Origin of the sequence: Mesorhizobium sp. L2C084A000 (assembly GCF_000502875.1) — a bacterium.
GTDB lineage: Bacteria > Pseudomonadota > Alphaproteobacteria > Rhizobiales > Rhizobiaceae > Mesorhizobium.
On sequence record NZ_AYWX01000003.1, the window covers coordinates 174,395 to 199,287 of the forward strand.

A 24,893-nucleotide genomic window follows, 5' to 3' on the forward strand; every position below is an offset into this window, starting at 1 on the left:
CGGTCGAGGGACAGCACCCCCCTCTGGCCTGCCGGCCATCTCCCCCGCAAGGGGGGAGATTGGCGGTTTCACCGTCTGCCTGCTTTTTTCAACGTTGAAGATTGGCAGAGGCGTTGACGACATTCGATCTCCCCCCTTGCGGGGGAGATGTCCGGCAGGACAGAGGGGGGTGCTGTCCCGCCGACGTTGGCCTACAACGCCTTCGCAATCCGTGCCGCCAGCCGCGCGTTGTTTTCCACCAGCGCGATGTTGGTCTTCAGGCTCCGGCCGCCAGTCAGCTCGAGGATCTTTCCCAGCAGGAACGGCGTCACCGCCTTGCCGGTCACGTTCAGCGCCTCGGCGGCCTTCTGCGCGGCGTCAATATAGCCCGCCATCTCCTCAGCCGGGATTTCATGGTTTTCCGGCACAGGATTGGCGATCAGCATGCCGCCGGCGAGCCCCAGCGCTGCCCTCGTCTGGTAGAAATGCGCGATCTCTTCCGGCTCGTGCAAGGTCAGCGGCGCGCGGAACGGCGACTGTCGCGACCAGAAGGCGGGCATCGTCTCGCAGCCAAGGCCGATCACCGGCACGCCGCGCGTCTCCAGCACCTCCAGCGTCTTTTCGATGTCGAGGATGGCCTTGGCGCCGGCCGAGACGACGATGACCGGGGTGCGCGCCAGCTCGTCGAGATCGGCGGAAATGTCAAAACTCTTTTCGGCGCCCTTGTGCACGCCGCCAATGCCGCCGGTGGCGAACACTTTTATGCCGACCATATGCGCCGCGATCATCGTGGCGGCGACCGTGGTGCCACCGGTGCGCCCTTGCGCCACCGCAAAACCTAGGTCGGCGCGCGACAGCTTCATGGCGTCGCCCGTCATCGCCAGCGATTCGCGCTCGCCGTCCGAAAGCCCGATCTTTATGCGGCCGCCAACCACGGCGATCGTCGCCGGCACGGCGCCGCCATCGGTGATGATCTTTTCGACATCGGCCGCCATGGCGCCATTGTCGGGGTAGGGCATGCCATGGGTGATGATGGTGCTTTCCAGCGCCACCACCGGCCGCCCGGCAGCCAGGGCCTGCGCCACCGGCGCGTGGATGTCGATGAAGGGGCGGGCGGTCTCAGGGGTCATCAGGGTCTCCAATCCGGAATGCGGCGCGTCCGTCGGGACATCAGGCAACATCGTGGCACTATGAATTTGCCGGTCTCATGCCACTTCCCTGGCATCCGGCACAAGAGCCAACGCTTCCGCGAAGCCCGCCGCGGTGAACTCCGGGACGGCGTTGGCGCTTTCGATGGCAAGCGTCGCCCCGGCAATGCCTTCGCGCAGAGCTGCCCGCAGCGGCAGGCCACGCAGCAAGGCAGCAACCGTAGCGCCCGCCAGCGCATCGCCAGCGCCGGTGACGTCAGCGACCTTTCTTGGCGGCGGCGGCAGGATCGAGAAGGCGCTGGCTTCATCGAAGCCCAGCATGGGCTCGCTGCCCGCCGTCACCACGCCGCTGACAAGGCCGCTGCATCGCAACCCGTCGACGACCTCGCGCTCCGTGGCAGTCGCGGCGACGCCGGCCAGCACCATGGCCTCGCGCCGGTTCATGAAGACGAGCGAGAGCTCCTTCAGCACCGGTATCAGCCGCACCACCTTGGCCGGCGAGATGGCAATGGCGAAAATCGGCTTGCCCGCGGCGAGCGCCACCAGCCGTTCCAGCGCCGAAGAGGGCAGATTGGCGTCGCACAGGATCGCATCGGCGCCAGCGATCACCTCCCGCACCTTGGAGCGCCTGATCTGCTTGGGAAACGCCAAATCATAGAGCGCCATGTCGGCAAAGCCGACGATCAGCTCGCCCTCACTGTCGATCAGCGCCGTGTAGCTCGGCGTCGTGCGGTCGAGGAAGACCGCCGACAGGTCGGTAATGCCTGTCTCGGCAATGGCTCGCGAAACGGTGTCGGCAGCGGCATCGCCGCCGCGAACCGACATGAGCGACGCGGAGACGCCGCGCCGCACGGCGCTGCGCAAAGCGTTGAAGACGCCGCCGCCGACATCCTCGCGCATCGTGCCGGGATTGGAGGCAGCCGGCACGTAAGCGCCGGACACCTGGCCGCGCCGGTCGATATGGGCGCCGCCTACGGCCAGTATTTTCGTGGATTTCAGCATGTCGGCGATATGACCTTTGTTATTCCAGCCGCACAAGCGCTAGGCTGCGCGACGGAGCTTCGCATGCAAGGCGGCGATTCGGCAGATCGAAACAACCGAGCCGTCTGGCCCAACGTGTGGTGCATCCCTGATCGAATCCTTGGACAAAAAAAGAACAAATCCCGATATTGTTTGTTTTTCAGATATTTGACCCCTCTTGCCAAATGAGAACAAAAAAGGTACAAATAGGCAGGGATTACGGATTGTCCGGCCTTCATTGACGACCAAGGGGTGATGTATCATGGCTCAGAATTCTTTGCGGCTTGTAGAGGACAAGGCAGTGGACAAATCAAAGGCTCTGGATGCGGCGCTGTCGCAGATCGAGCGGGCTTTCGGCAAGGGCTCGATCATGCGGCTCGGCGCCAACGATCAGGTCGTCGAGATTGAAACGGTGCCGACCGGCTCGCTTGGCCTAGACATCGCGCTTGGTGTTGGTGGCTTGCCGCGCGGTCGCATCATCGAGATCTACGGGCCGGAAAGCTCGGGCAAGACGACGCTGGCGCTGCACACCGTGGCCGAAGCCCAGAAGAAGGGCGGCATCTGCGCCTTTGTCGATGCCGAGCATGCGCTCGATCCGGTCTATGCCCGCAAGCTTGGCGTCGATCTCGAAAACCTTCTGATCTCGCAGCCGGACACCGGTGAGCAGGCGCTGGAAATCTGCGACACGCTGGTGCGCTCCGGCGCCATCGACGTGCTGGTGGTCGATTCGGTCGCGGCGCTGACGCCACGCGCCGAAATCGAAGGCGAGATGGGCGATTCGCTGCCCGGCCTGCAGGCCCGCTTGATGAGCCAGGCGCTGCGCAAGCTGACCGCTTCGATCTCGCGCTCCAACACCATGGTCATCTTCATCAACCAGATCCGCATGAAGATCGGCGTCATGTTTGGTTCGCCCGAGACCACGACGGGCGGCAACGCGCTGAAATTCTACGCTTCGGTGCGTCTTGACATCCGCCGCATCGGCTCGATCAAAGACCGCGACGAGGTTGTCGGCAACCAGACCCGCGTCAAGGTGGTCAAGAACAAGCTGGCGCCGCCCTTCAAGGTGGTCGAATTTGACATCATGTTTGGTGAAGGCGTGTCCAAGACCGGCGAACTGGTCGATCTCGGGGTCAAGGCCGGTATTGTCGAGAAGTCTGGCGCCTGGTTTTCCTATAATTCGCAGCGTCTCGGCCAGGGCCGCGAAAATGCCAAGCTGTTCCTGCGTGACAATCCCGACACGGCACGCGAGATCGAGTTGTCGATCAGGCAGAATGCCGGGCTGATCGCCGAGAAATTCCTCGAGAATGGCGGCCCTGAGCGCGGCGAAGACGACGGTTTCGAGGAAGAATCCGGCGCCATGTAACAGCTTCGTGCGCGATGCCGGCCGGAGTTCGGCCATAATCGCGTTCTATTATCTCAGGCTTATGTAATTGAGTTCCGCGTTATTGCGTTTCGAAACCGCCGGCCCAGTGCCGGCGGTTTCGCGTTTTGGCGGCGAAAACAGGCCGGTTCGAATGGCCGGCAAAGGCCGTGGATTGGACCAATTCCGTGTTTCTGGACAGGGTGAGGCGCGGCGGCTAAAAGGCCAAGTCCTAATCTTCTAAAAACGCAGAGCCCATTTCCGCCGGTTTGCCGGCGGCTCTTCCGAAAAGGCAGCATTCATGAGTGGCGTGAACGAGATCCGGTCGACATTTCTCGACTACTTCCGCAAGGAGGGTCACGAGATCGTCGCGTCGAGCCCGCTGGTGCCGCGCAACGATCCGACACTGATGTTCACCAACGCCGGCATGGTGCAGTTCAAGAATGTCTTCACCGGTTTGGAGAAGCGGCCCTATTCGCGCGCGTCGACCGCCCAGAAGAGCGTGCGCGCCGGCGGCAAGCACAACGATCTCGACAATGTCGGCTACACGGCACGCCATCTGACCTTCTTCGAGATGCTCGGCAATTTCTCCTTCGGCGACTATTTCAAGGAGCGCGCCATCGAGCTTGCCTGGAACCTGATCACCAGGGAGTTCGGGCTGAACAAGGACAAGCTGCTGGTCACCGTCTATCACACGGACGACGAGGCGGCCGGTTTCTGGAAGAAGATCGCCGGGTTTTCCGACGACCGCATCATTCGCATCGCGACATCGGACAATTTCTGGGCGATGGGCGATACCGGACCCTGCGGGCCGTGCTCGGAGATCTTCATCGACCGCGGCGAGCACATCTGGGGTGGTCCTCCCGGCAGCCCGGAGGAAGATGGCGACCGTTTCCTGGAATTCTGGAACCTGGTGTTCATGCAGTATGAACAGGTGACGAAGGAGGAGCGGATCGACCTGCCGCGCCCCTCGATCGACACCGGCATGGGCCTGGAGCGCATGGCGTCCATCCTGCAAGGGGTGGAAAGCGTCTTCGAGACCGATCTGTTCCGCCACCTGATCGACGCCGCCTCGTCCGCGATCGGGCATGGTCCCGACAAGGAGACTGTCGCGTCCTACCGGGTCATTGCCGATCATCTGCGCTCGTCCTCCTTCCTGGTCGCCGATGGCGTGCTGCCTTCGAACGAAGGCCGTGGCTATGTCCTGCGTCGCATCATGCGCCGCGCCATGCGTCATGCGCAGTTGCTCGGTGCCAACGAACCGCTGATGTGGAAGCTGGTGCCGGCGCTGGTGCGCGAAATGGGTCAGGCCTATCCGGAACTGCTGCGCGGCGAACAGTTGATCACCGAGACGCTGAAGCTCGAGGAGACCAGGTTTCGCAAGACGCTGGTGCGCGGCCTCGGCCTGCTTTCGGAGGCGACCGAAACGCTTCATGCCGGCGACATGCTGGACGGCGAGACGGCCTTCAAGCTCTACGACACCTATGGCTTCCCGCTCGATCTGACGCAGGACGCGCTGCGCCAGCGCAGCATCTCTGTCGATCTTGCCGGCTTTACCAATGCGATGGAGCAGCAGAAGGCCGAGGCGCGCAAGCACTGGGCTGGGTCCGGCGACGCGGCGACCGAGACCATCTGGTTCTCCGTGCGCGAGAAGGCCGGCGCCACCGAGTTCCTCGGATATGAGACTGAAGCTGCCGAAGGCATCATCCAGGCGCTGGTCAGGGACGGCAAGACCGTCGACAGCGCCGGCAAGGGTGACGCAGTGGCGATCGTCGTCAACCAGACGCCGTTCTATGCCGAGTCCGGCGGCCAGATGGGCGACACCGGCGTTATTTCAGGCGAGGGCTTCTCGATCGAGGTTTCCGACACGCAGAAGAAGGCCGATGGGCTGTTCGTCCATGTCGGCAAGGTGGCCAGCGGCACGGTCAAGACCGGCGCCGCCGTCGAGCTCAAAGTGGACCATGCGCGCCGCTCCAGGTTGCGCGCCAACCATTCCGCGACGCATCTGATCCACGAGGCTCTGCGCGAGGTGCTGGGCAGCCATGTCGCGCAGAAGGGCTCGCTGGTGGCGCCCGAGCGCCTGCGCTTCGACATCTCGCACAACAAACCCATTTCATCAGAGGACCTCGAAGAGGTCGAGCGCATGGCCAACGAGATCGTCGTGCAGAACAGCCCGGTGTCCACGCGCCTGATGTCGGTCGACGATGCCATTGCCGAAGGCGCCATGGCGCTGTTTGGCGAGAAGTATGGTGACGAAGTGCGCGTCGTGTCCATGGGCACCGGGGTGCACGGCGCCAAGGCCAACCGGCCCTATTCGGTCGAGCTCTGCGGTGGCACGCATGTCCGGGCGACCGGCGATATCGGCCTGGTGCGTGTCGTGTCGGACAGCGCGGTCGCCGCCGGCGTGCGCCGCATCGAGGCGCTGACCGGCGAAGCCGCGCGCAAACATCTCGACGAGCAGGACCGGCGTTTGAAGGCGACGGCGGCCGTGCTCAAGATTTCGCCGGCCGATGTGCCGGCGCGCGTCGAGACGCTGCTCGAAGAGCGCAAGAAGCTCGAGAAGGAATTGACCGAGGCGCGCAAGAAGCTGGCGCTGGGCGGGGGATCGTCAGCCGATGCTCCAGCCGCCAATGAGACGGTCGCCGGTGTCGGCTTCCTCGGCAAGACGGTCTCCGGTGTCTCGCCGAAGGATTTGAAGCCGCTGGCCGATGCCGGCAAGAGCTCGCTCGGCTCCGGCGTCGTCGTCTTCGTCGGCGCCGGCGAAGACAACAAGGCAAGCGTCGTGGTGGCCGTCACCGACGACCTCATCGGCCGCTTCAGCGCCGTCGACCTTGTCCGCGTGGCCTCCGCCGCATTGGGCGGGCAGGGCGGCGGCGGGCGGCCCGACATGGCCCAGGCCGGTGGCCCCGACGCTTCCAAGGCCGATGATGCGATTGCAGCGGTGAGGGCGGCACTCGAAGCGGCGTAGGCAAGTGGGTTGAATTAGAGCAACGGTTGGAGGGCCAGCGCCCCCCTCTGTCCTGCCGGACATCTCCCCCACTTGGGGGGAAGATCGGACGTGGCGTCGGCTTTCGCCAATCTCCCACGTGGAAATAAAACCGCGCCGGAATAGGCGCCTTAGCGGACGCTGCCAATCTCCCCCCAAGTGGGGGAGATGTCCGGCAGGACAGAGGGGGGCGCTGTCCCGCAGGCCTCTCAAAACTTATCGCGGGCTTGTTCAGTCCGCACGAAGCTCGGCCGAGCCGCAATGCGCGCATACCAGTCCTGGATATCCGCGAACCGTGCCAACAGGCCTTGCCCTTCGGCGACATTGAGGAAATAGGCGATGATGGGTGCCGCGTGCAGGTCGGCCAGCGTGAGCTGGTCGCCGAGCAGCCACGGTCCGGGAGCCTTGAGTGAGGTAAGCACCCCGAGCACCGTTTCGGCCTGGCGCAGCCCGCTGGCGATCAGCGCCTCGTCGGGGGCCTCTTTCTCCAGCCGCTCAACGGCAACATCCCAGACCATCGCGCGATAGCCATAGGCGTCGAGCATGCCGATGATCTGGCCCATCCTGGCGCGGCCGCGCGCGTCGGCAGGCTGCAGCGTCGGCCCGTCGAACGCCTCCTCGACATAGCGCGCAATCGCGCTTGTCTCGAAGAGGCGAAACCCGTCATGCTCGAAGGCCGGGATGCGGCCGAACGGATGATGCTCGAAATACCAGGCGGGAACGCCCTCAGCGGCAAAGACATCGACCGGCACAAGCTCGTAGTCGATGCCTTTTTCCGCGAGGACGAGGCGGACGATGCGTAGATAGACGCTGTACTCCGCCCCGTAGACGATGGGCTTGCCCATCTTGCTTACTTGTCAGGCCATCGCCTTCTGCAGGTTCTCGTCGATCTTGTCGAGGAAACCGGTGGTCGAAAGCCAGGGCTGGTCGGGGCCGATCAAGAGCGACAGGTCCTTGGTCATAAAGCCGGACTCGACCGTCTGGATGCAGATTTTTTCCAGCGTTTCGGAGAAACGCTTCAGGTCGGCATTGTCGTCGAGCTTGGCGCGGTGCGCGAGGCCGCGCGTCCAGGCGAAGATCGAGGCGATCGAATTGGTCGAGGTTTCCTCGCCCTTCTGATGCTGGCGATAATGGCGGGTGACGGTGCCATGCGCGGCTTCGGCTTCCACGGTCTTGCCGTCCGGTGTCATCAGCACCGATGTCATCAGGCCGAGCGAGCCGAAACCCTGAGCAACCGTGTCGGACTGCACGTCACCGTCATAGTTCTTGCAGGCCCAGACATAGCCGCCCGACCATTTCAGGGCGGAGGCCACCATGTCGTCGATCAGGCGGTGCTCGTACCACAGCTTCTTCGACTTGAACTCGGCCTCGAATTCAGCCTCGTAGACCTCCTGGAAGATGTCCTTGAAGCGGCCGTCATAGGCCTTGAGGATAGTGTTCTTGGTCGACAGATAGACCGGATAGTTGCGCAGCAGGCCGTAGTTCAGCGAGGCGCGGGCAAACTCGCGGATCGACTCGTCGAGATTGTACATGGCCATGGCGACACCGGCGCCGGGCGCGTCGTACACATCGTGCTCGATCACCTGGCCGTCCTCACCGACGAATTTGATGGTCAGCTTGCCCTTGCCGGGGAAGCGGAAATCGGTGGCGCGGTACTGGTCGCCGAAGGCATGGCGGCCGACGATGATCGGCTTGGTCCAGCCGGGCACCAGGCGCGGCACGTTCTTCATGATGATCGGCTCGCGGAAGATGGTGCCGCCGAGGATGTTGCGGATGGTGCCGTTCGGCGACTTCCACATCTTCTTCAGCTTGAACTCCTCGACGCGCTGTTCGTCGGGCGTGATCGTCGCGCATTTCACGCCGACGCCGTGTTTCTTGATGGCGTTGGCCGAATCGATGGTCACCTGGTCGTTGGTGGCGTCGCGATGCTCGATGCCGAGGTCGTAATATTCAAGCTTGAGGTCGAGATAAGGGTGGATCAGCTTGTCCTTGATGAACTGCCAGATGATGCGGGTCATCTCGTCGCCGTCGAGTTCGACGACCGGGTTCGCCACCTTGATCTTCGCCATGGAAAGAATGCCTCGTTGCTGGGATATGGGACGGCCTTGCCCGCGTGGCGTTGGGCCGGGAGATGTCGCCCGTATATCAAAGCGCTTTTGGCCACGCAAACGGCGATCGGTCACGAATTGGAGGCCAGAGCCGTCGTCATTTGCGAATGCTTCATTTTCCCGGCCGAATATGGCAGGGACGCTGAAATGCCGCAAACAGCAGTTCATTGACAATCATGCCCGTCATCAAAGATCCCGATAGCATTGCAGTCGCCGGCCCGGCGATCATCCTCGTCGAGCCGCAGCTTGGCGAGAACATCGGCATGGTCGCGCGCGCCATGGCCAATTTCGGTCTGTCGGAGCTGCGCCTGGTCAACCCGCGTGATGGTTGGCCGAGCGAGAAGGCACGCGCGGCGGCCAGCCGCGCCGACCATGTCATCGACGCCGTGAGAGTGTTCGACGACCTGGCCTCGGCGCTCGCCGACTTGAATTTTGTCTTCGCAACCACGGCCAGGCAGCGCGACGGCTTCAAATCCGTGCGCGGGCCGGTGGAGGCGGGCAGGATGCTTCGGACCCATCATGCAATGGGACAACGCACTGGCATCCTGTTCGGACGCGAACGCTTCGGCCTCTACAATGACGAGGTCGGCTTGGCCGACGAGATCGTCACTTTCCCGGTCGATCCCGATTTCTCCTCGCTCAACATCGCCCAGGCCGCGCTGCTGATGTCCTATGAATGGATGAAGTCCGGCCTGGAAGATGAGACCAAGACCAATTTCTCCGGCCCGGACATGAAGCCGGCAAGCAAGGAAGAATTGCACGGCCTGTTTGCGTATCTGGAAGGCGCATTGGAAGCGCGCGGCTATTTCCGGCCGGCGCCGAAGAAGCCGAAAATGGTCGACAATCTGCGCGCGGTGCTCACACGCCCCGGCTTTGCCGAACCGGAGCTCAAGGTGCTGCGCGGCATCATCTCGTCGCTCGACAGGTTTTCTCCGGCGATGCCGCGCGGCGACGGGTCCCCTGGCGACGATCCGCGGCGCTTGCCCGCGGCCGCCGCGCGTGCCCGCAAGGCGGAGGCGGCGCGCCTTGCCGACACCGGCAAGGACGATGACATACCGCCGCTTGGCGGAAAAGGAACCGACAATGACTGAGCGGCCGATCCTGATGTTCGATTCGGGCATCGGCGGGCTTACCGTGCTGCGCGAGGCACGCGTGCTGATGCCCGACCGCCGCTTCATCTATGTCGCCGACGACGCTGCGTTTCCCTACGGCGCTTGGGAAGAGCCGGCGCTGAGGGCGCATATACTCGAATTGTTCGGCAAACTGCTGGAGCGCTTTGCGCCGGCCATTTCCGTCATCGCCTGCAACACCGCCTCGACGTTGGTGATCGATGCGTTGCGCGATAGATTTCCCGAGCATCCTTTCGTCGGCATGGTGCCTGCGATCAAGCCGGCGGCGGAACGCACGCGCTCAGGGCTGGTTTCGGTGCTGGCGACGCCTGGCACCGTCAAGCGCCAATACACGCGCGACCTGATCAGCAAATGGGCGCAGAAATGCCATGTCCGCCTGGTCGGCAGCGACAGGCTGGCGGGACTGGCTGAGATCTACATGCGTGAGGGCTTCGTCGATGAAGAAGCCGTGCGCACCGAGATTACGCCGTGCTTCGTCGAACATGATGCGCTGCGTACGGATATCGTCGTGCTCGCCTGCACACACTACCCCTTTCTGGCCAATCGCATGCGCAAGACGGCGCCCTGGCCGGTCGATTGGCTCGACCCCGCTGAAGCGATCGCGCGCCGGGCGCTGTCGCTTCTCGCCGACATCGATCCGAGCGGTCGTGGCGAGATGCTGCCTGAAGGCCCCGACCTTGCCGTCTTCACATCGAAAAGAGCCGATTTTCCGACCCGTCGCCTAATACAGGGCTTCGGGCTGGCGATGTCGTGATTCCGAAGCGGAACATCACGGCAGTCGTTGCGTTTTTCTCCAGATTCTAACGGGAGAAAGAGCCATGCCAGCCACCTCGAAAGCCCAGCAGAAAGCCGCCGGCGCGGCTCTGTCGGCCAAGCGCGGCGAGACCAAGAAGAGCGAACTCCAGGGCGCTTCCAAGGGAATGTACGAATCGATGAGCGAAAAGCAGCTCGAGGAATTCGCCGAGACGAAGCGCAAGGGCCTGCCGGAGAAGAAGTCGAAAGACTAAGGGTTAAGCATCCGGAATCAAAGAGCCCGCGGCCAAGACCGCGGGCTTTGAAATGATATCGGCCGCCTGAGACCGGATAGGAGCCTACCAGCGCCCGCTGCAGCGCTTGATCTTGTAGCGTATGACCTTCTTGTGGCCGTGCCGCCAGATAACCTTCTTCTTGATCACGATGCGGCAAGCCTGGTGATGCCGGTGTCCTTGCCAATGCCTGGCCTCCGCCGGCTCCGGTGTCAGGACCGCCATGGATCCCGCCAACACAGCGGCTCCTGTCAGGGTAAGGAAGAATTTCTTCATGCGAATGTAGCTCCTCTGCTCCGGTCCCTTCCTGATGCCGCTGGCGCAACCTCCCGCCACATCCGGCACTGCACTCAACCCAGAGACGCTATATCGTCGCCATGGCCTACGCCAGCCACAAGCTTGACACCGGTTAAATCTCCGTTTAATCAGCGCCCCAACACCGGGCCGCAATGCCCGGTGGTTTTCTTTATGTGCGCAAGATGCGTGGAAATCCAATTCTACTATCTTGTTTGAACTGACGTGTCCCGTGGGTTTTCCGCCGCGTTGCGTGGGAAAACCCTGTCAGGTCTCGAAAACGGAGGCCAGAGGAGGGCGCGTTTCCTTCACCCGGACCATGAGGTTCCGGGTGTATTGTTTTGAAAAGGGAATGCGATGAGCAAGCGCGAATCCGCGAAGTACAAGATCGACCGCCGTCTCGGCGAAAATATCTGGGGCCGCCCGAAGTCCCCGGTCAACAAGCGTGAATACGGTCCTGGCCAGCATGGCCAGCGCCGCAAGGGCAAGCTTTCCGATTTCGGCCTGCAGCTGCGCGCCAAGCAGAAGCTGAAGGGTCACTATGGCGATGTTTCGGAAAAGCAGTTCCGCAAGGTCTATGAAGAGGCTGACCGCCGCAAGGGCGACACCTCGGAGAACCTGATCGGCCTGCTCGAATCGCGTCTCGACGCGGTCGTCTACCGCGCCAAGTTCGTGCCGACCATTTTCGCCGCCCGTCAGTTCGTCAACCACGGCCACGTCAACGTCAACGGCAAGCGTGTCAATATCGGCTCGTATCGCTGCAAGCCGGGCGATGTCGTCGAAGTGCGCGAAAAGTCCAAGCAGCTGGTCATCGTTCTGGAAGCGGTCGGTCTCGCCGAGCGCGACGTGCCGGACTACATCGAAGCCGATCACAACAAGATGGTCGCGACCTTCTCGCGCATCCCTGGCCTTGCGGACGTTCCGTTCGCCGTGCAGATGGAACCGAACCTGGTCGTCGAATTCTATTCGCGCTAAAACGAGCGCGTTCTGCGATACCAAGCAAAGGCCGCCCGTCGAGGCGGCCTTTTCTTTGTCGGTCATGTCCGCTAATCCGGCGCTCTGGGCCACTGAAAGCGACATGCCATGAACATGCTTCCAGACATCGAACCGATCGCCGACAGCGAAGGCGGCTTCCATCCGCTGTTCGCCGACGTGCCGTCCTCGGTCGAATTCAACAAATTGCGCAAGCGGCTGCTGCGGCTGACCCGGCAGGCGATCGAGGATTTCACGATGGTGAAGCCCGGCCAGCGCTGGCTCGTTGCCCTGTCTGGCGGCAAGGATTCCTACGGCCTGCTCGCGGTGCTGCTCGACCTCAAATGGCGCGGGCTCTTGCCGGTCGATCTTCTGGCCTGCAATCTCGACCAGGGCCAGCCGAATTTCCCCAAACATATCCTGCCGGACTATCTCGACAGATACGCCATCCCGCATCGCATCGAGTATCAGGACACCTATTCCGTCGTCACCGACAAGCTGCCTGCGGGCAGCACCTATTGCTCGCTCTGCTCGCGCCTCAGGCGGGGCCATCTCTACCGCATTGCGCGCGAGGAGGGGTGCTCGGCGCTTGTGCTCGGTCACCATCGTGAGGACATTCTCGAAACCTTCTTCATGAACCTGTTCCATGGCGGCCGTCTCGCCGCCATGCCGCCAAAACTGCTCAGCGACGAGGGCGACGTCATGGTGCTGCGGCCATTGAGCTACTGCGCCGAGGCCGATCTGGAAAAATTCGCCGCCGCCATGCATTTCCCGATCATTCCCTGCGATCTCTGCGGCAGCCAGGAAGGTCTTCAGCGCAACGCCATGAAGGCGATGCTCGAGGACCTGGAAAAGCGCATGCCGGGCCGCAAGGATACGATGCTGCGCGCGCTGTCGAACAGCAGGCCATCGCATCTGCTCGACAGAAAGCTGTTCGACTTCGCTGCGCTCAATGAGACCCTCAGCACAAGGCAAGATATTTCCGATGACATTTGACGACACCGCGATCGACTGGCTGGCCGGCATTCTGGCCGAGGCGGCGCTGACCGAGATCATGCCGCGCTTTCGCCGGCTTGGTGAGGGCGACATCCGCCAGAAGACGTCGGCTGCCGACCTTGTGACCGAAGCCGACGTCAATGCCGAGCGGCTGATCGCCGCGCGGCTGCGCGAGCGCTATCCCCAGGCGATGATCGTCGGCGAGGAGGCCTGTTCCGACAATCCGGCACTGCTCGATGGTCTGGGCGATGCCGATCTGGCCTTCGTCATCGATCCGGTCGACGGCACTTTCAACTTCGCCTCCGGCGTGCCGCTGTTCGGCGTCATGCTGGCGGTCGTGGTCCAGGGCGAGACGGTTGCCGGCATCATCCACGATCCCGTCGGCAAGGACTGGCTGATCAGTGCCAGGGGCGCTGGCAGCCATATCCGGCATGCGCATGGCAGCCTGGAGAAGGTGCATGTCGCGGCACCTGCGCCGATCGCGCAGATGACCGGCTCCGTCTCCTGGCAATATATGGCCGAGCCGGAGCGGTCGCGGCTGGCGCGCAACCAGACGAAGATCCTGTCGCAATTCGCCTATCGCTGCGCCGCGCACGAATACCGCCTGTTGGCGAGCGGCCATGCCCACTTCGTCGTCTACAACAAGCTGATGCCGTGGGATCATCTGGCCGGCGTGCTGATCCATGCCGAGGCCGGCGGCCACGCGGCGCGCTTCGACGGCAGCACCTATCTGCCCTCGCATCTCGGCGGCGGCCTGCTTGTCGCGCCCGATCGCGAAAGCTGGGACGAATTGCGCCGCGAACTCTGGGCGCAATAGGATTAATTGCTGCGTTAGCCGAAGGAGCGATGCTATCTTACGCAAATCCGGAGGCTCTCGAATGAAACCTCGGTTCGCATTTGTCGCCACGGCTCTTGCCGCCGTCTTGTTTGCCAGTTCCCAGGAAGCAACATCGCAAGAGCGCAGCTGTCGCAGTCCCGATCCCGTCGATACGATAAAGGAGATGTCGGACGCGATCTATGCCTGCTGGAAGCCGCCACCCGGAACCGCGGGCATGTCCCTCACGTTGCGGTTCTCGCTTCGCCGCGACGGCACATTGATCGGCAAGCCTCGCGCCACATATTCCGATCTGGGCGCCGATGCCCAGCTCAGCCGGGCCTTCGTGGCCTCAATCCTCAAGGCACTGGATGAAGCTCTGCCATTGCCCTTTTCGCACAGCATGGGTGGAGCAATCGCGGGGCGCATGCTTGCTCCTCGATTCACGGCAGCTCTTGAAGGTGCCTCCTAATGCAAGTCGGTGATGTGCCCTGAAACGGGCGGGTTCTGTGGCTGGAACATCTTGCCGCGCTCGGCGATGAAGATCATCAGCAGCGCCGCGACCGAGACGCTGCAGAAGCCGGCGGCCAGCGGCGTCACCGTGCCGTTGAAGGCCTGGCCGATCAGCGTGCCGAGAATGCCGCCGAGAAACGTCTGCATGAAACCGAGGATCGACGACGCCGTGCCGGCCAGTTGGCCGAGCGGCTCCATGGCCAGCGCGTTGAAGTTCGCGCCGAGCGCACCGAACGGAAGCATGGCGCAGGCAAAGAAGGTGATGAACAGCCAGAGCGGCATCTTCATTTCCAGCGAAACGACCAGCCAGGCAAGGCTGATGACCAGGAACAGCAGCAGCGCGCTCTGCGACAGGCGGCGCATGCCAATACGGCCGACAAGGCGCGAATTCAGAAAGTTGGAGAAGGCGAGCACGCCCGCAACCCCGGCGAAGATGACCGGGAACATCTCGCCGACATGGAAGATGTCCACATAGATCTGCTGCGCCGAAGCGATGAAGCCGAACATGGCGCCGAAGATGAAGGTGCTGGCGAAGGCATAGCAGATCGCAATGCGGTTGGTGAGCACGATGCGAAACCCACCGACAATGGAGTTCACGGTCAGCGGCCGGCGATGTTCGGGATGCAGCGTTTCAGGCAGGCGCAGCAGCGACCAGGCCGAGACGAGGAGCGCACCGACGGCCATGGTGACAAAGATCCAATGCCAGGTCGCAAACAGCATGATGAACTGGCCAATGCCGGGAGCAATGACCGGTATCGCCATGAACACCATGAAGATCAGCGACATCACCTCGGCCATGCGCCGGCCGTCGAACGTATCGCGCACGATCGAGACGGCGATGACGGGGGTGGCGGCCGCACCGATGCCTTGCACGGCCCGGCACAGCAGAAGTGTTTCAAAGCTTGGCGCAATGGCGGCAGCCGCCGCCGCGGCGACATAAATCACCAGCCCGGCGACCAGCGGTGCGCGACGCCCGAAGCGATCCGAGATCGGCCCGAAGAACAACTGTCCGCCGCCGAAGCCCAGAATGTAGGCCGTTATGACGTACTGCCGGTGGTTTTCATTTTCGACGCCGAGCGAGGCGCCGATCTGCTGCAGCGCGGGCAGCATGATATCGATGGCCAGCGAGTTCAGCGCCATCAGCGCCGCGCATAGGGCTATGAACTCCGAGCGCGGAATGGGCAGTTTGCTTGCCGATTGCGGCTCTGGTTTTGACTGGTCCACGGCAAGTCCGATCTTTCAAACGAAAATGCGCCGGCGGGCCGGCGCATTGGCTCGTCTTGGTCCTGGGTTCAGGACATGAAAATTGCCGAGGTGGGCTGCTCCCGGCGCCTTTGTGCATGACCCCGAAAATCAAAATCAACCTTCGGATGGCAATATGCACAAACAGAAATCAGGCGGCGCCTTTGACGCTGACGCCCTTCTCGACGAGGAATGTCTGCAACTCACCGGCCTGGAACATCTCGCGGATGATATCGCAGCCGCCGACGAATTCGCCCTTGACGTAGAGCTGAGGGATCGTCGGCCAGTTGGAATATTCCTTGATGCCCTGGCGCAGTTCAGCCGAGTCCAGAACGTTCACGCCTTTGTAGTCGGCGCCGATATAGTCGAGGATCTGGACGACCTGGCCGGAAAATCCGCATTGCGGGAAACCGGGCGTGCCCTTCATGAAAAGGACGACGTCGTTGCCCTTCACTTCATTGTCGATGTAGTCGTTGATACCGCTCATGGAAAATCCTTTCCCGCCTGTGGGAGTCAGGCTCGAAACATATCCCTTCAAATAAACCCAACGATTGCTCGAAACAAGACGTTAGCCGTGCCGTGGCTGAAATGGCGCAAAGGATGAGCCGTGTTGGGCCAAGCGGTTCTCTCGACACTGATCCGCGTGGTTGCGGTTGTTCCGGTGCGGCTCAGTCAGGAACGCTGGTCTGCAGCGCCAGTGCGTGCAGCACGCCACCCATATTTCCTTTCAGCGCGTCATAGACCATCTGGTGCTGCTGCACGCGGCTTTTCCCTCGAAAGCTCTCGGCCACCACCTCGGCCGCATAATGGTCGCCGTCGCCGGCGAGATCGCGGATCGTCACCTTGGCGTCCGGAATGCCGTCCTTGATCAGTTTTTCGATGTCGTGGGCATCCATTGCCATGGCAAAATCCTGTTTCGAGCGGCCGGCAGCCGGCCATAAGATGAGAGTCGGGCGAGCCTAAAGCCTTTCCGGTCCGGATTGAAGCCGTTCTGTCCCACCAACGGCAAGACGGTTCGATGGCTTCAGAGAAAGACTAGACCGGTGGGCTTGCTTCATTCTCGGCAACGTCCTCGCGTGTCGAGAAAGCACGGCCAAGGCTGAAGGCAAGTACATAGAGCGGCAAGTTGAGCACGAGGCTGACAATGGGAAGATAGCTCGTCATTTGCCAAGCCGGCGAGAAGAACGCCTGGCCGTAGCCGTCGCAGGTCAACGACGAGCCGTACTCCCACAACGCGCCTACGACCACCGCGCTGGCAAAAAGCTTGATGCAGGTGACAATGTGCCTTGCCCGTGCCGGATCCGGCGCCAGGCGGTCCCACAGAACCAGGCAGACGATCGGGACCGCGTAGACGAGATTCTGCGCGATGAGCATGGGGATGGCGCCATTGGCCGCGGCAAGGAACTCCGCGCGCGTTTCCAGCCGCATGCATACCTCGCTTGAGGTTGTCGACAGCAGGAAAAAGACGAACGGTCCCAGGAACCAGAAGAAGAACAACGACGGCCAGAAGACGACTGCAAGCAGCGCCCGGGCAGCCAGTTTCCTGTGATTGATCATGAGTTTCCCGAAAAACCGTTCCCACTTTTCGGGATCATGCTCTCGTCAACTGGCCTGGTCCATGAAGCGGGGGAACCAGCCTTCGTGCGCCGCGGAGAGTTCGCTGACCGGGATTGCCCTGGCGTCGCCAAGCTTCAGCGCGTTGCCCCCGGTCGAGCCGATCCACGGCGCGAAGATGCCGAGTTCGCCCTGCTGCTTGCGAATGGCGTCCCATTCGTCACCATGCGGATCGATCGACAGCGTCAGGAGATAACGGCCCTGATCCTCGCCGAACCAGACCGGGATCGGGTCGGTGCCGACAAGCCCGGGAACGGCGGCGCCGATTCCGGACGCCATCGCCATCTCGGCAAGTGCAACGGCGACACCGCCATCGGAAACGTCGTGCGCCGCCGTGACGATGCCGGAGGCGATGAGCGCTCGCACATGGTCGCCGACGCGTTTTTCGTGATCGAGATCGACCGGCGGCGGCGGGCCATCCGTGCGGCCGTGTACGTCCCTGAAATAGACCGATTGGCCAAGATGCGTTCCCCAGGACGCCGGTGCGCCGACCAGCAGGATCATCTGGCCCTCGGCCGCAAAGCCGATCCGCACCATCTTCGACCAATCGGCGATCAGCCCGACGCCGCCTATGGTCGGGGTTGGCAGGATGCCTTGGCCGTTGGTCTCGTTGTAGAGCGAGACATTGCCGGAGACGATCGGGAATCCGAGCGCACGGCAGGCGTCGCCTATGCCTTTCACCGCGCCGACCAGCTGGCCCATGATCTCAGGCCGTTCCGGGTTGCCGAAATTGAGGTTGTCGGTTGCGGCCAGCGGCAGAGCGCCGGTGGCGGTCAAATTGCGCCAGCATTCGGCCACCGCCTGCTTGCCGCCCTCATAGGGGTCGGCCTCGCAATAGCGCGGCGTCACGTCGGAGGAGAAGGCGAGCGCCTTGGTCGCATGGCCTTCGACCCGGACCACGCCGGCATCGCCGCCTGGAAGCTGCAGCGAATTGCCCTGGATCAACGTGTCATACTGTTCCCACACCCAGCGCCGCGAAGACAGGTCGGGCCCGCCGAGCAGCTTCAGCAGCGCGTCTGCAACGTCGGCTTGCGGAATGTCATTGGCGGCCAGCGGCGCCGGCTTTTTCGGTTCGGTCCACGGCCGATCATATTCCGGAGCCTTGTCGCCAAGATCCTTGATCGGCAGGTTGGCGACCTCGTCGCCCTGGTGCAGAACGCGGAAGCGCAGATCGTCGGTGGTCTTGCCGACGATGGCGAAATCGAGCCCCCATTTGTGGAAGATCGCCTCGGCTTCCTTTTCCTTTTCCGGGCGCAGCACCATCAGCATGCGCTCCTGGCTTTCCGAAAGCATCATTTCGTAGGCGCTCATGCGCTCTTCGCGCACAGGAACCTTGTCGAGATCGAGCTCGATTCCGAGGTCGCCCTTGGCGCCCATTTCGACCGCCGAGCAGGTGAGGCCGGCGGCACCCATGTCCTGGATGGCGATGACGGCGCCCGAGGCCATCAGTTCGAGGCTGGCTTCCAGCAGGCATTTTTCGGTGAAGGGATCGCCGACCTGCACTGTCGGGCGCTTCTCATCGATTTTGTCGTCGAATTCGGCCGAAGCCATGGTGGCGCCGCCGACGCCGTCGCGGCCAGTCTTGGCGCCGAGATAGACGACCGGCAGGCCGACGCCCTTGGCTTCCGACAGGAAGATCGCATCGGTTTTGGCAAGGCCCGCCGCAAAGGCGTTGACCAGGATGTTGCCATTGTAGCGGGCGTCGAAATTGACCTCGCCGCCGACTGTCGGCACGCCGAAGGCGTTGCCATAGCCGCCGACGCCGGAAACCACGCCTGAAACGAGGTGCCGGGTCTTGGGATGGTCAGGCGAGCCGAAGCGCAGCGCATTCATCGCCGCGATCGGCCGCGCGCCCATGGTGAAGACGTCGCGCAATATGCCGCCGACGCCGGTCGCCGCGCCTTGGTAGGGCTCGATATAGGACGGGTGGTTGTGGCTCTCCATCTTGAAGACGACGCAGTCGCCGTCGCCGATGTCGACCACGCCGGCATTCTCGCCCGGCCCCTGGATGACTTGCGGACCGGTGGTCGGCAGCGTGCGCAGCCACTTCTTCGAGGATTTGTAGGAGCAGTGCTCATTCCACATCGCCGAGAAGATGCCGAGTTCGGTGAAGCTCGGCTCGCGCCCGACGAGGTCGAGGATGCGCTGATACTCGTCGGGCTTGAGCCCGTGTGAGGCAATGAGCTCGGGGGTGATCGGCACGGAATTGGAAATGGTCATGGGCGGCGATTTATATCCGGGACGTTGGGATTTTGAGTCCCGTCTTATCGCAAGCCTCGCGGCCGATACACCCATGGATCGACGAAAAACGACGGAAAACCGGACAAAGCCACGCAGTGTCAGGAGAAGCTGTCGTAGCCGGCGCGGCCTTCATCGAGAAGTCGCCGGATCGCCGCGACGCCTTCGGCTATGTCCTCGCGCTGTCTCGGCTGCGAAACGCCAAAGCGGACGCCATGGAAAACCTGCTCGGAGCGGCCGGCCTTGAACTCGTCCTCATCGTCGATCAGCACGCCGTGCTCAAGGCAGGCGTTCTTGAAGGTGCCGGAAAGCCAGGGGTCGGGCAGGGTCAGCCAGACAAAGGGCACCCTGTCATGCGACTTGAATGCGAAGCCGGCCAAAGTCTCGCGCACGATGGCGATGCGGGCGCCGATTTCGGCGATGCTGCGCTTGCGTATCTCATCCGCCTGACCTGACAGCACCAGCCTTGTATTCACCTCCGCCAGCAGGAAGGGCATGCCGCCGGTCATCATCTTGTGAGCGACACGGATGCGGTGGCGGTAGGCGGGCGGGCAAGAAAGCCAGCCGCCGCGTACACCGGCTGCGACCGACTTCGACAGGCCGCCCGCGACAATGGTGCGTTCAGGCGCATACTCGGCCAGCAATGGTGTCGGGTCATCGGTCAGATTGCCATAGAGGTCGTCCTCGATGAGGACTACGTTGTATTCGCGTGCGACATGGGCGATCGCCTCGCGGCGCGCCGCCGACAAGGTGGCCAGCGTCGGATTCTGCGCAGTCGGCATCAGGAAGATCATCTTGGGATGCTTTTGCGCGCAGACGCGCTCGAAATCCTGCGGATCGATGCCTTCCTCGTCCGATGCCACCAGCGCGGTGCGCCTGCCGATCAGGCCGGCACTGCGGGAAATCTGCGAGTAGGTGAGGTGCTCGAAGGCAACATGGTCGCCAGGCATGGTGAGCGCCGCGATTGCCGCCATCACCGCCGCATGGGTGCCGAGCGTGGGAACGATGGTGTCGGCACTCGGACGAAACGAATTGCGCGCCAACCAGCGGGCGCCGGCTTCGTACCAGCGGTCGGGAAAATCCCGCGTGTAGCTTGAAATCTCATGTGGATGGTCCTGCGCCGTGCGCGACAGGACACCGGCGACGATGTCGCCCTGGCCGATATCGGGTGCTGCGGTGCTGTCGAAACGCAGCTTGCCTTTAGGCGCATCGATATAGCGTGTGCCTTCGCCGCCGACGTCCGGAGCCGGAAAATCCGGCTTCGCGCGCTGGCCGAGCACATAGGTTCCACGCCCGACTTCGCCGCTCACCAGCCCACGCTCGCGCAGCAATTGATAGGCCCGGCCGACCGTGCCGACGGTGGTGCCGATGTCGTAGGCGAGGTCGCGTTGCGGCGGCAGCTTTGCGCCGGCATCGATCACCCCCCGGTCGATGTCCGTTTCGATGGAATCCGCAAGCCGCTGATACAGCGGGCCGGAGCCGGTGGTGAGGTCGGGGAGCCAATTTGTCATGGTGACAATTTTCTATATTGCACCCATACATGAGTCAATACATATCAGATGCGTGCCAAAAAGGGTACAATTTGGAATTCTGGTAGAAAGAAAATGAATACAATCGCCACAATCCGTCATTCGAGCGCCGAGTTATCGGGCCAAGCGACACGTCCATCGGACCGGAGCGGCTTTGTCAGCCGTCTGGTGCGTCTGGTCGGATCGCTGGCGAGATGGATCGACAGCCTGCTGGATCGCCGCCGCAGCCGGCTGGCGCTGCTGGAAATGACCGATGATCAGCTCAAGGATATCGGCGTCTCGCGCTGCGATGCCCACCGTGAGGGCATCAGGCCGTTCTGGGACTGAAAGCTAGCGGAGTTTTGATGCCCTGATGCGTGCAATGCCATGGTCCGCAAGGACGGCGACCACGCACAGCACGAGAAAAAGTCCGGTGATGGCCAGCGCCGAGATGGCAACGCTGGGCGCACCGTTCTTGGCGACGTCAAGGAAGGGATAGGGCACCTCGCCGGCAAGCGGTGCCCGTACCAGCGCATAGATCAGATAGGCGACGGGATAGAGCATCCACCAGGAAATGTCGCTCCAGCGCGTCCTGCCGTCAGCGCCCGATATCAACCACCACAGCACGAAGAGCACCGGCGTCACATAATGCAGCAGGACGTCGCAGAGCAGGAACAGCCCCTGCGGCTGCCAGAGTTGTGCCAGGACCGTTGCGTAGATGATGAAGACCAGCGCGATCGAAACCGCAACGCCGGTGCGCATCCGCGCGCCTGCAACGGCCGGCAGCCAGGCATAGAAGGTGGGTGACAGCAGCGACGTGTACACCAGCACCGCGCCGATGTTGGTCAGGATGGTGAAGAAGCTGAAGACGAAAATGATTGAGCCAAGCAGGCTGCGGCCGGCTTCCATCGATGCCGGAATGCTGATGCAGAACTGCAGGATGAGCCCGGCCAGACCGATGACCAGACCCGCGATCTGCAGGAACCGGCCCACGGGCTAGGCCGTCGCGGCGCAGGCCGGATTGCCGGCCTGCCAACGGGCGATGTCCGAGCCGATGCGGGCGCCGAGCGGATCGTTCATCAGCGGTCCGAAGACGTCGACGCGGCTAGAATTGCCTTGCGCTTGCACGACGAGCAAAGGTTTGCCGCCATAGTGCTTGGCCGGCACCAGCAGGAAACGCGGCGTGCCGCTGAACGAATTCAGCTCATTGGCCATCTGGTACGGTTTGAAGGCTGGGTCCTTGCTGGCGATCCAGCATTTGTGGGCAGCGATCGCCACTTGTTCCATGGCCAGCAGCGCAGCACTTTTGCCTGAGGGAACAGGCGTGCTCTTTGGCGTCGACTGGCAGGATGCCAGCACAAAGCCCGCCGCGGCGACCAGCGCGATCGTCTTCGACTTGATCAAGCGGCACCCATCTCAAGCTCGGAAAGAAAAATCTTCAAACCATCGGTCATCTCGCCCCACACCCGCGACAATGCCGGGTGTTGCGAGGCGATCTGCTGGTAGGCGTCGAATTTCGGATAGGCGTCGAGCAGGTCGTGGCGTCCCGTCATAACGCGAAAATTGTTGAAGATGAACCGCGTCGGCGTCAGCCAGGCATCGGCGAAACTAATGTCGTCGCCGAGTGCGAAGGGCCCTTGCGCCATGCGGGCCTCGATCGCCGCCAGTCCATGATGTAGGCGGGCGAACTGGGCGTCGATCTCGGCATTGTTTCGCTTCGGCACGGAATGAAGCTCGAAAAGCTTCATCATCGGTGTCAGCACATCGAGATCGGTGATGCGGGCGAACATACGCACCAGCGCGCGGTCCTTGGAATCGGGCGGCAGCAGCGCCGGTTCCGGGAACCGTTCCTCGAGATATTCGGCGATGACCACCGATTCGACGATGGTTTCGCCCGAGCCGGTGATCAGAACCGGAATCCGGTTCATCGGTGAGATGGCGCGAAACTCTTCCGGGATGGGGAAACCGGGCGGCGGCGCGATGATCTTGAGTGGTACGTCCTTGATGTAGGCCAGTGCCCGCACGATCGACGAGTAGGGCGACAACGGCCGCGAATAGAGTTTCATGACCGTCTCTCTCCCCAATGAACCAGACTTGCTCCAAAGAGACAGGAATGTCCGGCTGTTTTCAAGCTGTTCGCTTCGATATCGTCAGGCGGCGATGCCGAGGGCGCTCTCGAACAGTCCGCGGCCGTCGGTGCCGCCATGGGCTGCTTCGATCAGGTTTTCCGGGTGCGGCATCAGCCCGAGCACATTGCCTTGGCTGTTGACGATGCCGGCAATGTCGTTGATCGAGCCGTTGGGGTTGGTGCCCTCCGCATAGCGGAACACCACCTGGCCTTCGCCTTCGAGACGGGCAAGCGTGTCGGCGTCGGCGAAATAATTGCCGTCATGATGCGCGACCGGCGAGCGGATGATCTGGCCCGGCTGATAGCGGCGGGTGAACATGGTGTTGGCATTGGTGATCTCGAGCTTCACCTGCCGGCAGACGAATTTCAGCGAGGTGTTGCGCATCAAGGCGCCCGGCAACAGGCCGGCCTCGACCAGGATTTGGAAACCATTGCAGACGCCGATGACTGTAACGCCCGCGGCCGCTTTTTCGGCCACTGCCCGCATGACCGGCATGCGCGCAGCGATCGCGCCGCAGCGCAGATAGTCGCCGAAGGAAAAGCCGCCCGGAATGGCGATCAGGTCGACATCGGGGATTTCGGTGTCGGTCTGCCAGACGGTGACTGGCGGTGTTCCCGAAATCTTGGTCAACGCCGCGATCATGTCGCGGTCGCGGTTGAGGCCGGGCAGGAGGACGACGGCTGCTTTCAATTTAGGCAATCTCCACCGCGTAATTCTCAATCACCGTATTCGCCAGCAGCTTGTCGCACATGGCCTTGAGGTCGGCTTCGGCCTTGGCCTTGTCACTTTCGGCCAGTTCGACGTCGAAAACCTTGCCCTGCCGCACCGCGCCGACGCCGCCGAAGCCAAGGCCCGACAATGCGTGTTCTATCGCTTTGCCCTGCGGGTCGAGCACGCCGTTCTTGAGGGTGACGGTAATGCGGGCCTTGATCACGCTGGACATGCTCCTGTTCTGACTATCAGTTCGCAAGCCGCGATCAGTGCGGCTTGCCTTTGAGGCCGTCGGTCGAGGCGACGAGCACCGGGCCGGTCGGGCGCGGCGGCTCGTTCTCGTTCATGATGCCGAGGCGGCGGGCAACTTCCTGGTAGGCCTCGACGAGGCCGCCCATGTCGCGGCGGAAACGATCCTTGTCGAGCTTGTCCTGCGTCGCCACGTCCCACAGGCGGCAGGAATCCGGCGAGATCTCGTCGGCGACGACAATGCGCATCATGTCGCCCTCGAACAGCCGGCCGCATTCGATCTTGAAGTCGACGAGCTGGATGCCGACGCCCATGAACAGGCCGGAGAGGAAGTCGTTGACGCGGATGGCCAGCGCCATGACGTCGTCGATCTCCTGCGGGCTCGCCCAGCCGAACGCAGTGATGTGCTCTTCCGACACCATCGGATCGTCAAGCGCGTCGGCCTTGTAATAGAATTCAATGATCGAGCGCGGCAGAACGGTGCCTTCCTCGATGCCGAGCCGCTTGGACAGCGAACCGGCGGCGACATTGCGCACCACCACTTCGAGCGGAATAATCTCGACTTCCTTGATCAACTGCTCGCGCATGTTCAGCCGGCGGATGAAATGGGTCGGGATCCCCATGCGGTTCAAATGGTTGAAGATGTACTCGGAAATGCGGTTGTTGAGGACGCCCTTGCCGTCGATGACTTCATGCTTCTTCTTGTTGAACGCGGTGGCGTCATCCTTGAAGAACTGGATAAGCGTGCCCGGTTCGGGTCCCTCATAGAGTATCTTGGCCTTGCCTTCATAAATGCGGCGGCGATTTTTCATCTGGATTTTTCTCTGGGGTTCCGGACAGGCGGTATCAGACCATTT

27 protein-coding genes are annotated in these 24,893 nt (G+C 62.5%); 10 read left to right on the forward strand and 17 right to left on the reverse strand.

The annotated features are described in order from the left end of the window. Nucleotides 1–191 precede the first annotated feature (191 nt). Together X735_RS156255 and X735_RS156250 are read right to left on the reverse strand one after the other, a co-directional pair. A complete protein-coding gene (locus tag X735_RS156255) occupies nt 192–1,109 on the reverse strand; it encodes a pseudouridine-5'-phosphate glycosidase (RefSeq protein WP_023810319.1) in 918 nt (305 codons plus the stop codon). A gap of 75 nt (nt 1,110–1,184) precedes the next feature. Beyond that, a complete protein-coding gene (locus tag X735_RS156250; RefSeq protein WP_023810320.1) occupies nt 1,185–2,129 on the reverse strand; it encodes a carbohydrate kinase family protein in 945 nt (314 codons plus the stop codon). A 280-nt stretch (nt 2,130–2,409) separates the two neighbouring features. Here X735_RS156250 and recA point away from each other — a divergent pair, with 280 nt between their 5' ends. Next, on the forward strand, nt 2,410–3,510 hold the full coding sequence (recA, locus tag X735_RS156245) for a recombinase RecA (protein WP_023810321.1): 1,101 nt from the start codon (nt 2,410–2,412) through the stop codon (nt 3,508–3,510). 298 nt (nt 3,511–3,808) lie between these two features. After that, nucleotides 3,809–6,475 carry an alanine--tRNA ligase gene (gene alaS / locus X735_RS156240; protein WP_023810323.1) on the forward strand — a complete coding sequence of 889 codons (2,667 nt, stop codon included), beginning with the start codon at nt 3,809–3,811 and terminating at the stop codon, nt 6,473–6,475. A gap of 227 nt (nt 6,476–6,702) precedes the next feature. Here the strand turns inward: alaS and X735_RS156235 are convergent, their stop codons facing one another. Continuing rightward, nucleotides 6,703–7,338, reverse strand: a complete 636-nt coding sequence (locus X735_RS156235) for a glutathione S-transferase family protein (protein WP_023810324.1) — start codon at nt 7,336–7,338, stop codon at nt 6,703–6,705. 12 nt (nt 7,339–7,350) lie between these two features. After that, complete coding sequence (locus tag X735_RS156230; RefSeq protein ID WP_023810325.1) at nt 7,351–8,562, reverse strand: NADP-dependent isocitrate dehydrogenase; 1,212 nt, start codon at nt 8,560–8,562, stop codon at nt 7,351–7,353. 215 nt (nt 8,563–8,777) lie between these two features. Here X735_RS156230 and X735_RS156225 point away from each other — a divergent pair, with 215 nt between their 5' ends. The 3 genes from X735_RS156225 (at nt 8,778) to X735_RS156215 (ending at nt 10,738) form a co-directional block, all read left to right on the forward strand. Continuing rightward, nucleotides 8,778–9,692 carry an RNA methyltransferase gene (locus X735_RS156225; RefSeq protein WP_023810326.1) on the forward strand — a complete coding sequence of 305 codons (915 nt, stop codon included), beginning with the start codon at nt 8,778–8,780 and terminating at the stop codon, nt 9,690–9,692. Continuing rightward, on the forward strand, nt 9,685–10,485 hold the full coding sequence (gene murI / locus X735_RS156220) for a glutamate racemase (RefSeq protein ID WP_023810327.1): 801 nt from the start codon (nt 9,685–9,687) through the stop codon (nt 10,483–10,485). Before X735_RS156225 ends, murI begins: the two co-directional genes overlap by 8 nt. A gap of 64 nt (nt 10,486–10,549) precedes the next feature. Next, nucleotides 10,550–10,738, forward strand: coding sequence for a DUF3008 family protein (locus tag X735_RS156215; protein WP_023810328.1), 189 nt, complete (start codon nt 10,550–10,552; stop codon nt 10,736–10,738). Between the two features lie 84 nt (nt 10,739–10,822). Here the strand turns inward: X735_RS156215 and X735_RS156210 are convergent, their stop codons facing one another. Further along, nucleotides 10,823–11,032, reverse strand: a complete 210-nt coding sequence (locus X735_RS156210; protein WP_023810329.1) for a hypothetical protein — start codon at nt 11,030–11,032, stop codon at nt 10,823–10,825. 375 nt (nt 11,033–11,407) lie between these two features. On the opposite strand from X735_RS156210, the gene rpsD reads away from it, so the two are divergent. The 4 genes from rpsD to X735_RS156190 all read left to right on the forward strand — a co-directional run bounded on the left by rpsD (nt 11,408) and on the right by X735_RS156190 (nt 14,304). After that, nucleotides 11,408–12,025 carry a 30S ribosomal protein S4 gene (gene rpsD / locus X735_RS156205; RefSeq protein WP_023759539.1) on the forward strand — a complete coding sequence of 206 codons (618 nt, stop codon included), beginning with the start codon at nt 11,408–11,410 and terminating at the stop codon, nt 12,023–12,025. Between the two features lie 108 nt (nt 12,026–12,133). After that, nucleotides 12,134–13,018, forward strand: coding sequence for a tRNA 2-thiocytidine(32) synthetase TtcA (ttcA, locus tag X735_RS156200; protein WP_023810330.1), 885 nt, complete (start codon nt 12,134–12,136; stop codon nt 13,016–13,018). Continuing rightward, nucleotides 13,008–13,835, forward strand: a complete 828-nt coding sequence (locus X735_RS156195) for an inositol monophosphatase family protein (RefSeq protein WP_023810331.1) — start codon at nt 13,008–13,010, stop codon at nt 13,833–13,835. The genes ttcA and X735_RS156195 overlap by 11 nt, the downstream gene beginning before the upstream one ends. A gap of 61 nt (nt 13,836–13,896) precedes the next feature. Continuing rightward, nucleotides 13,897–14,304: a hypothetical protein gene (locus tag X735_RS156190; protein WP_023810332.1), complete on the forward strand. Its 408-nt coding sequence runs from the start codon at nt 13,897–13,899 to the stop codon at nt 14,302–14,304. Here X735_RS156190 and X735_RS156185 read toward each other — a convergent pair. The 6 genes from X735_RS156185 to X735_RS156160 all read right to left on the reverse strand — a co-directional run bounded on the left by X735_RS156185 (nt 14,301) and on the right by X735_RS156160 (nt 20,950). After that, nucleotides 14,301–15,485 carry a multidrug effflux MFS transporter gene (locus X735_RS156185; protein WP_245273193.1) on the reverse strand — a complete coding sequence of 395 codons (1,185 nt, stop codon included), beginning with the start codon at nt 15,483–15,485 and terminating at the stop codon, nt 14,301–14,303. The genes X735_RS156190 and X735_RS156185 overlap by 4 nt on opposite strands. Before the next feature lie 253 nt (nt 15,486–15,738). Beyond that, nucleotides 15,739–16,074, reverse strand: a complete 336-nt coding sequence (grxD, locus tag X735_RS156180) for a Grx4 family monothiol glutaredoxin (protein WP_006332883.1) — start codon at nt 16,072–16,074, stop codon at nt 15,739–15,741. A gap of 181 nt (nt 16,075–16,255) precedes the next feature. Further along, nucleotides 16,256–16,489 (reverse strand): BolA family transcriptional regulator, encoded by a 234-nt coding sequence (locus tag X735_RS156175; RefSeq protein ID WP_010909092.1) that lies wholly within the window; start codon nt 16,487–16,489, stop codon nt 16,256–16,258. Nucleotides 16,490–16,622: 133 nt separating this feature from the next. Beyond that, entirely contained in the window at nt 16,623–17,144 is a 522-nt protein-coding gene (locus tag X735_RS156170) for a hypothetical protein (protein WP_031212939.1), read from the reverse strand. 45 nt (nt 17,145–17,189) lie between these two features. Beyond that, the gene (purL, locus tag X735_RS156165) at nt 17,190–19,421 is read right to left on the reverse strand and encodes a phosphoribosylformylglycinamidine synthase subunit PurL (protein ID WP_023810335.1); all 2,232 of its coding nucleotides are present in this window, start codon (nt 19,419–19,421) and stop codon (nt 17,190–17,192) included. A gap of 119 nt (nt 19,422–19,540) precedes the next feature. Next, on the reverse strand, nt 19,541–20,950 hold the full coding sequence (locus X735_RS156160; RefSeq protein WP_023810336.1) for a PLP-dependent aminotransferase family protein: 1,410 nt from the start codon (nt 20,948–20,950) through the stop codon (nt 19,541–19,543). 93 nt (nt 20,951–21,043) lie between these two features. Between X735_RS156160 and X735_RS156155 the strand changes: the two genes are divergently transcribed. After that, complete coding sequence (locus tag X735_RS156155; protein ID WP_023810337.1) at nt 21,044–21,295, forward strand: DUF1127 domain-containing protein; 252 nt, start codon at nt 21,044–21,046, stop codon at nt 21,293–21,295. 3 nt (nt 21,296–21,298) lie between these two features. On the opposite strand, the gene X735_RS156150 is transcribed toward X735_RS156155, so the two are convergent. The 6 genes from X735_RS156150 to purC form a co-directional block, all read right to left on the reverse strand. After that, entirely contained in the window at nt 21,299–21,940 is a 642-nt protein-coding gene (locus X735_RS156150) for a Pr6Pr family membrane protein (RefSeq protein WP_023810338.1), read from the reverse strand. A 3-nt stretch (nt 21,941–21,943) separates the two neighbouring features. Then, nucleotides 21,944–22,351 (reverse strand): hypothetical protein, encoded by a 408-nt coding sequence (locus X735_RS156145; protein WP_023810339.1) that lies wholly within the window; start codon nt 22,349–22,351, stop codon nt 21,944–21,946. Continuing rightward, the gene (locus tag X735_RS156140) at nt 22,348–23,013 is read right to left on the reverse strand and encodes a glutathione S-transferase family protein (RefSeq protein ID WP_023810340.1); all 666 of its coding nucleotides are present in this window, start codon (nt 23,011–23,013) and stop codon (nt 22,348–22,350) included. Before X735_RS156140 ends, X735_RS156145 begins: the two co-directional genes overlap by 4 nt. A gap of 84 nt (nt 23,014–23,097) precedes the next feature. Next, nucleotides 23,098–23,766 (reverse strand): phosphoribosylformylglycinamidine synthase subunit PurQ, encoded by a 669-nt coding sequence (purQ, locus tag X735_RS156135; protein WP_023810341.1) that lies wholly within the window; start codon nt 23,764–23,766, stop codon nt 23,098–23,100. 1 nt (nt 23,767) lies between these two features. Further along, complete coding sequence (purS, locus tag X735_RS156130) at nt 23,768–24,010, reverse strand: phosphoribosylformylglycinamidine synthase subunit PurS (protein WP_023810342.1); 243 nt, start codon at nt 24,008–24,010, stop codon at nt 23,768–23,770. Between the two features lie 43 nt (nt 24,011–24,053). Continuing rightward, nucleotides 24,054–24,848, reverse strand: coding sequence for a phosphoribosylaminoimidazolesuccinocarboxamide synthase (gene purC, locus X735_RS156125; protein WP_013532127.1), 795 nt, complete (start codon nt 24,846–24,848; stop codon nt 24,054–24,056). Nucleotides 24,849–24,893: the final 45 nt, after the last annotated feature.

Bases quoted from the DNA above. Each gene is read 5' to 3' on its own strand.
- X735_RS156235 (WP_023810324.1), bottom strand. From the start codon at position 7,338: ATGGGCAAGCCCATCGTCTACGGGGCGGAGTACAGCGTCTATCTACGC.
- grxD (WP_006332883.1), bottom strand. From the start codon at position 16,074: ATGAGCGGTATCAACGACTACATCGACAATGAAGTGAAGGGCAACGAC.
- X735_RS156155 (WP_023810337.1), top strand. From the start codon at position 21,044: ATGAATACAATCGCCACAATCCGTCATTCGAGCGCCGAGTTATCGGGC.
- X735_RS156185 (WP_245273193.1), bottom strand. From the start codon at position 15,485: ATGGCGCTGAACTCGCTGGCCATCGATATCATGCTGCCCGCGCTGCAG.
- ttcA (WP_023810330.1), top strand. From the start codon at position 12,134: ATGAACATGCTTCCAGACATCGAACCGATCGCCGACAGCGAAGGCGGC.
- X735_RS156210 (WP_023810329.1), bottom strand. From the start codon at position 11,032: ATGAAGAAATTCTTCCTTACCCTGACAGGAGCCGCTGTGTTGGCGGGA.
- X735_RS156250 (WP_023810320.1), bottom strand. From the start codon at position 2,129: ATGCTGAAATCCACGAAAATACTGGCCGTAGGCGGCGCCCATATCGAC.
- X735_RS156230 (WP_023810325.1), bottom strand. From the start codon at position 8,562: ATGGCGAAGATCAAGGTGGCGAACCCGGTCGTCGAACTCGACGGCGAC.
- X735_RS156140 (WP_023810340.1), bottom strand. From the start codon at position 23,013: ATGAAACTCTATTCGCGGCCGTTGTCGCCCTACTCGTCGATCGTGCGG.
- X735_RS156175 (WP_010909092.1), bottom strand. From the start codon at position 16,489: ATGGCAATGGATGCCCACGACATCGAAAAACTGATCAAGGACGGCATT.
- X735_RS156255 (WP_023810319.1), bottom strand. From the start codon at position 1,109: ATGACCCCTGAGACCGCCCGCCCCTTCATCGACATCCACGCGCCGGTG.
- rpsD (WP_023759539.1), top strand. From the start codon at position 11,408: ATGAGCAAGCGCGAATCCGCGAAGTACAAGATCGACCGCCGTCTCGGC.
- X735_RS156195 (WP_023810331.1), top strand. From the start codon at position 13,008: ATGACATTTGACGACACCGCGATCGACTGGCTGGCCGGCATTCTGGCC.
- X735_RS156225 (WP_023810326.1), top strand. From the start codon at position 8,778: ATGCCCGTCATCAAAGATCCCGATAGCATTGCAGTCGCCGGCCCGGCG.
- murI (WP_023810327.1), top strand. From the start codon at position 9,685: ATGACTGAGCGGCCGATCCTGATGTTCGATTCGGGCATCGGCGGGCTT.
- X735_RS156215 (WP_023810328.1), top strand. From the start codon at position 10,550: ATGCCAGCCACCTCGAAAGCCCAGCAGAAAGCCGCCGGCGCGGCTCTG.
- X735_RS156160 (WP_023810336.1), bottom strand. From the start codon at position 20,950: ATGACAAATTGGCTCCCCGACCTCACCACCGGCTCCGGCCCGCTGTAT.
- X735_RS156190 (WP_023810332.1), top strand. From the start codon at position 13,897: ATGAAACCTCGGTTCGCATTTGTCGCCACGGCTCTTGCCGCCGTCTTG.
- X735_RS156170 (WP_031212939.1), bottom strand. From the start codon at position 17,144: ATGATCAATCACAGGAAACTGGCTGCCCGGGCGCTGCTTGCAGTCGTC.
- recA (WP_023810321.1), top strand. From the start codon at position 2,410: ATGGCTCAGAATTCTTTGCGGCTTGTAGAGGACAAGGCAGTGGACAAA.
- alaS (WP_023810323.1), top strand. From the start codon at position 3,809: ATGAGTGGCGTGAACGAGATCCGGTCGACATTTCTCGACTACTTCCGC.
- purC (WP_013532127.1), bottom strand. From the start codon at position 24,848: ATGAAAAATCGCCGCCGCATTTATGAAGGCAAGGCCAAGATACTCTAT.
- purL (WP_023810335.1), bottom strand. From the start codon at position 19,421: ATGACCATTTCCAATTCCGTGCCGATCACCCCCGAGCTCATTGCCTCA.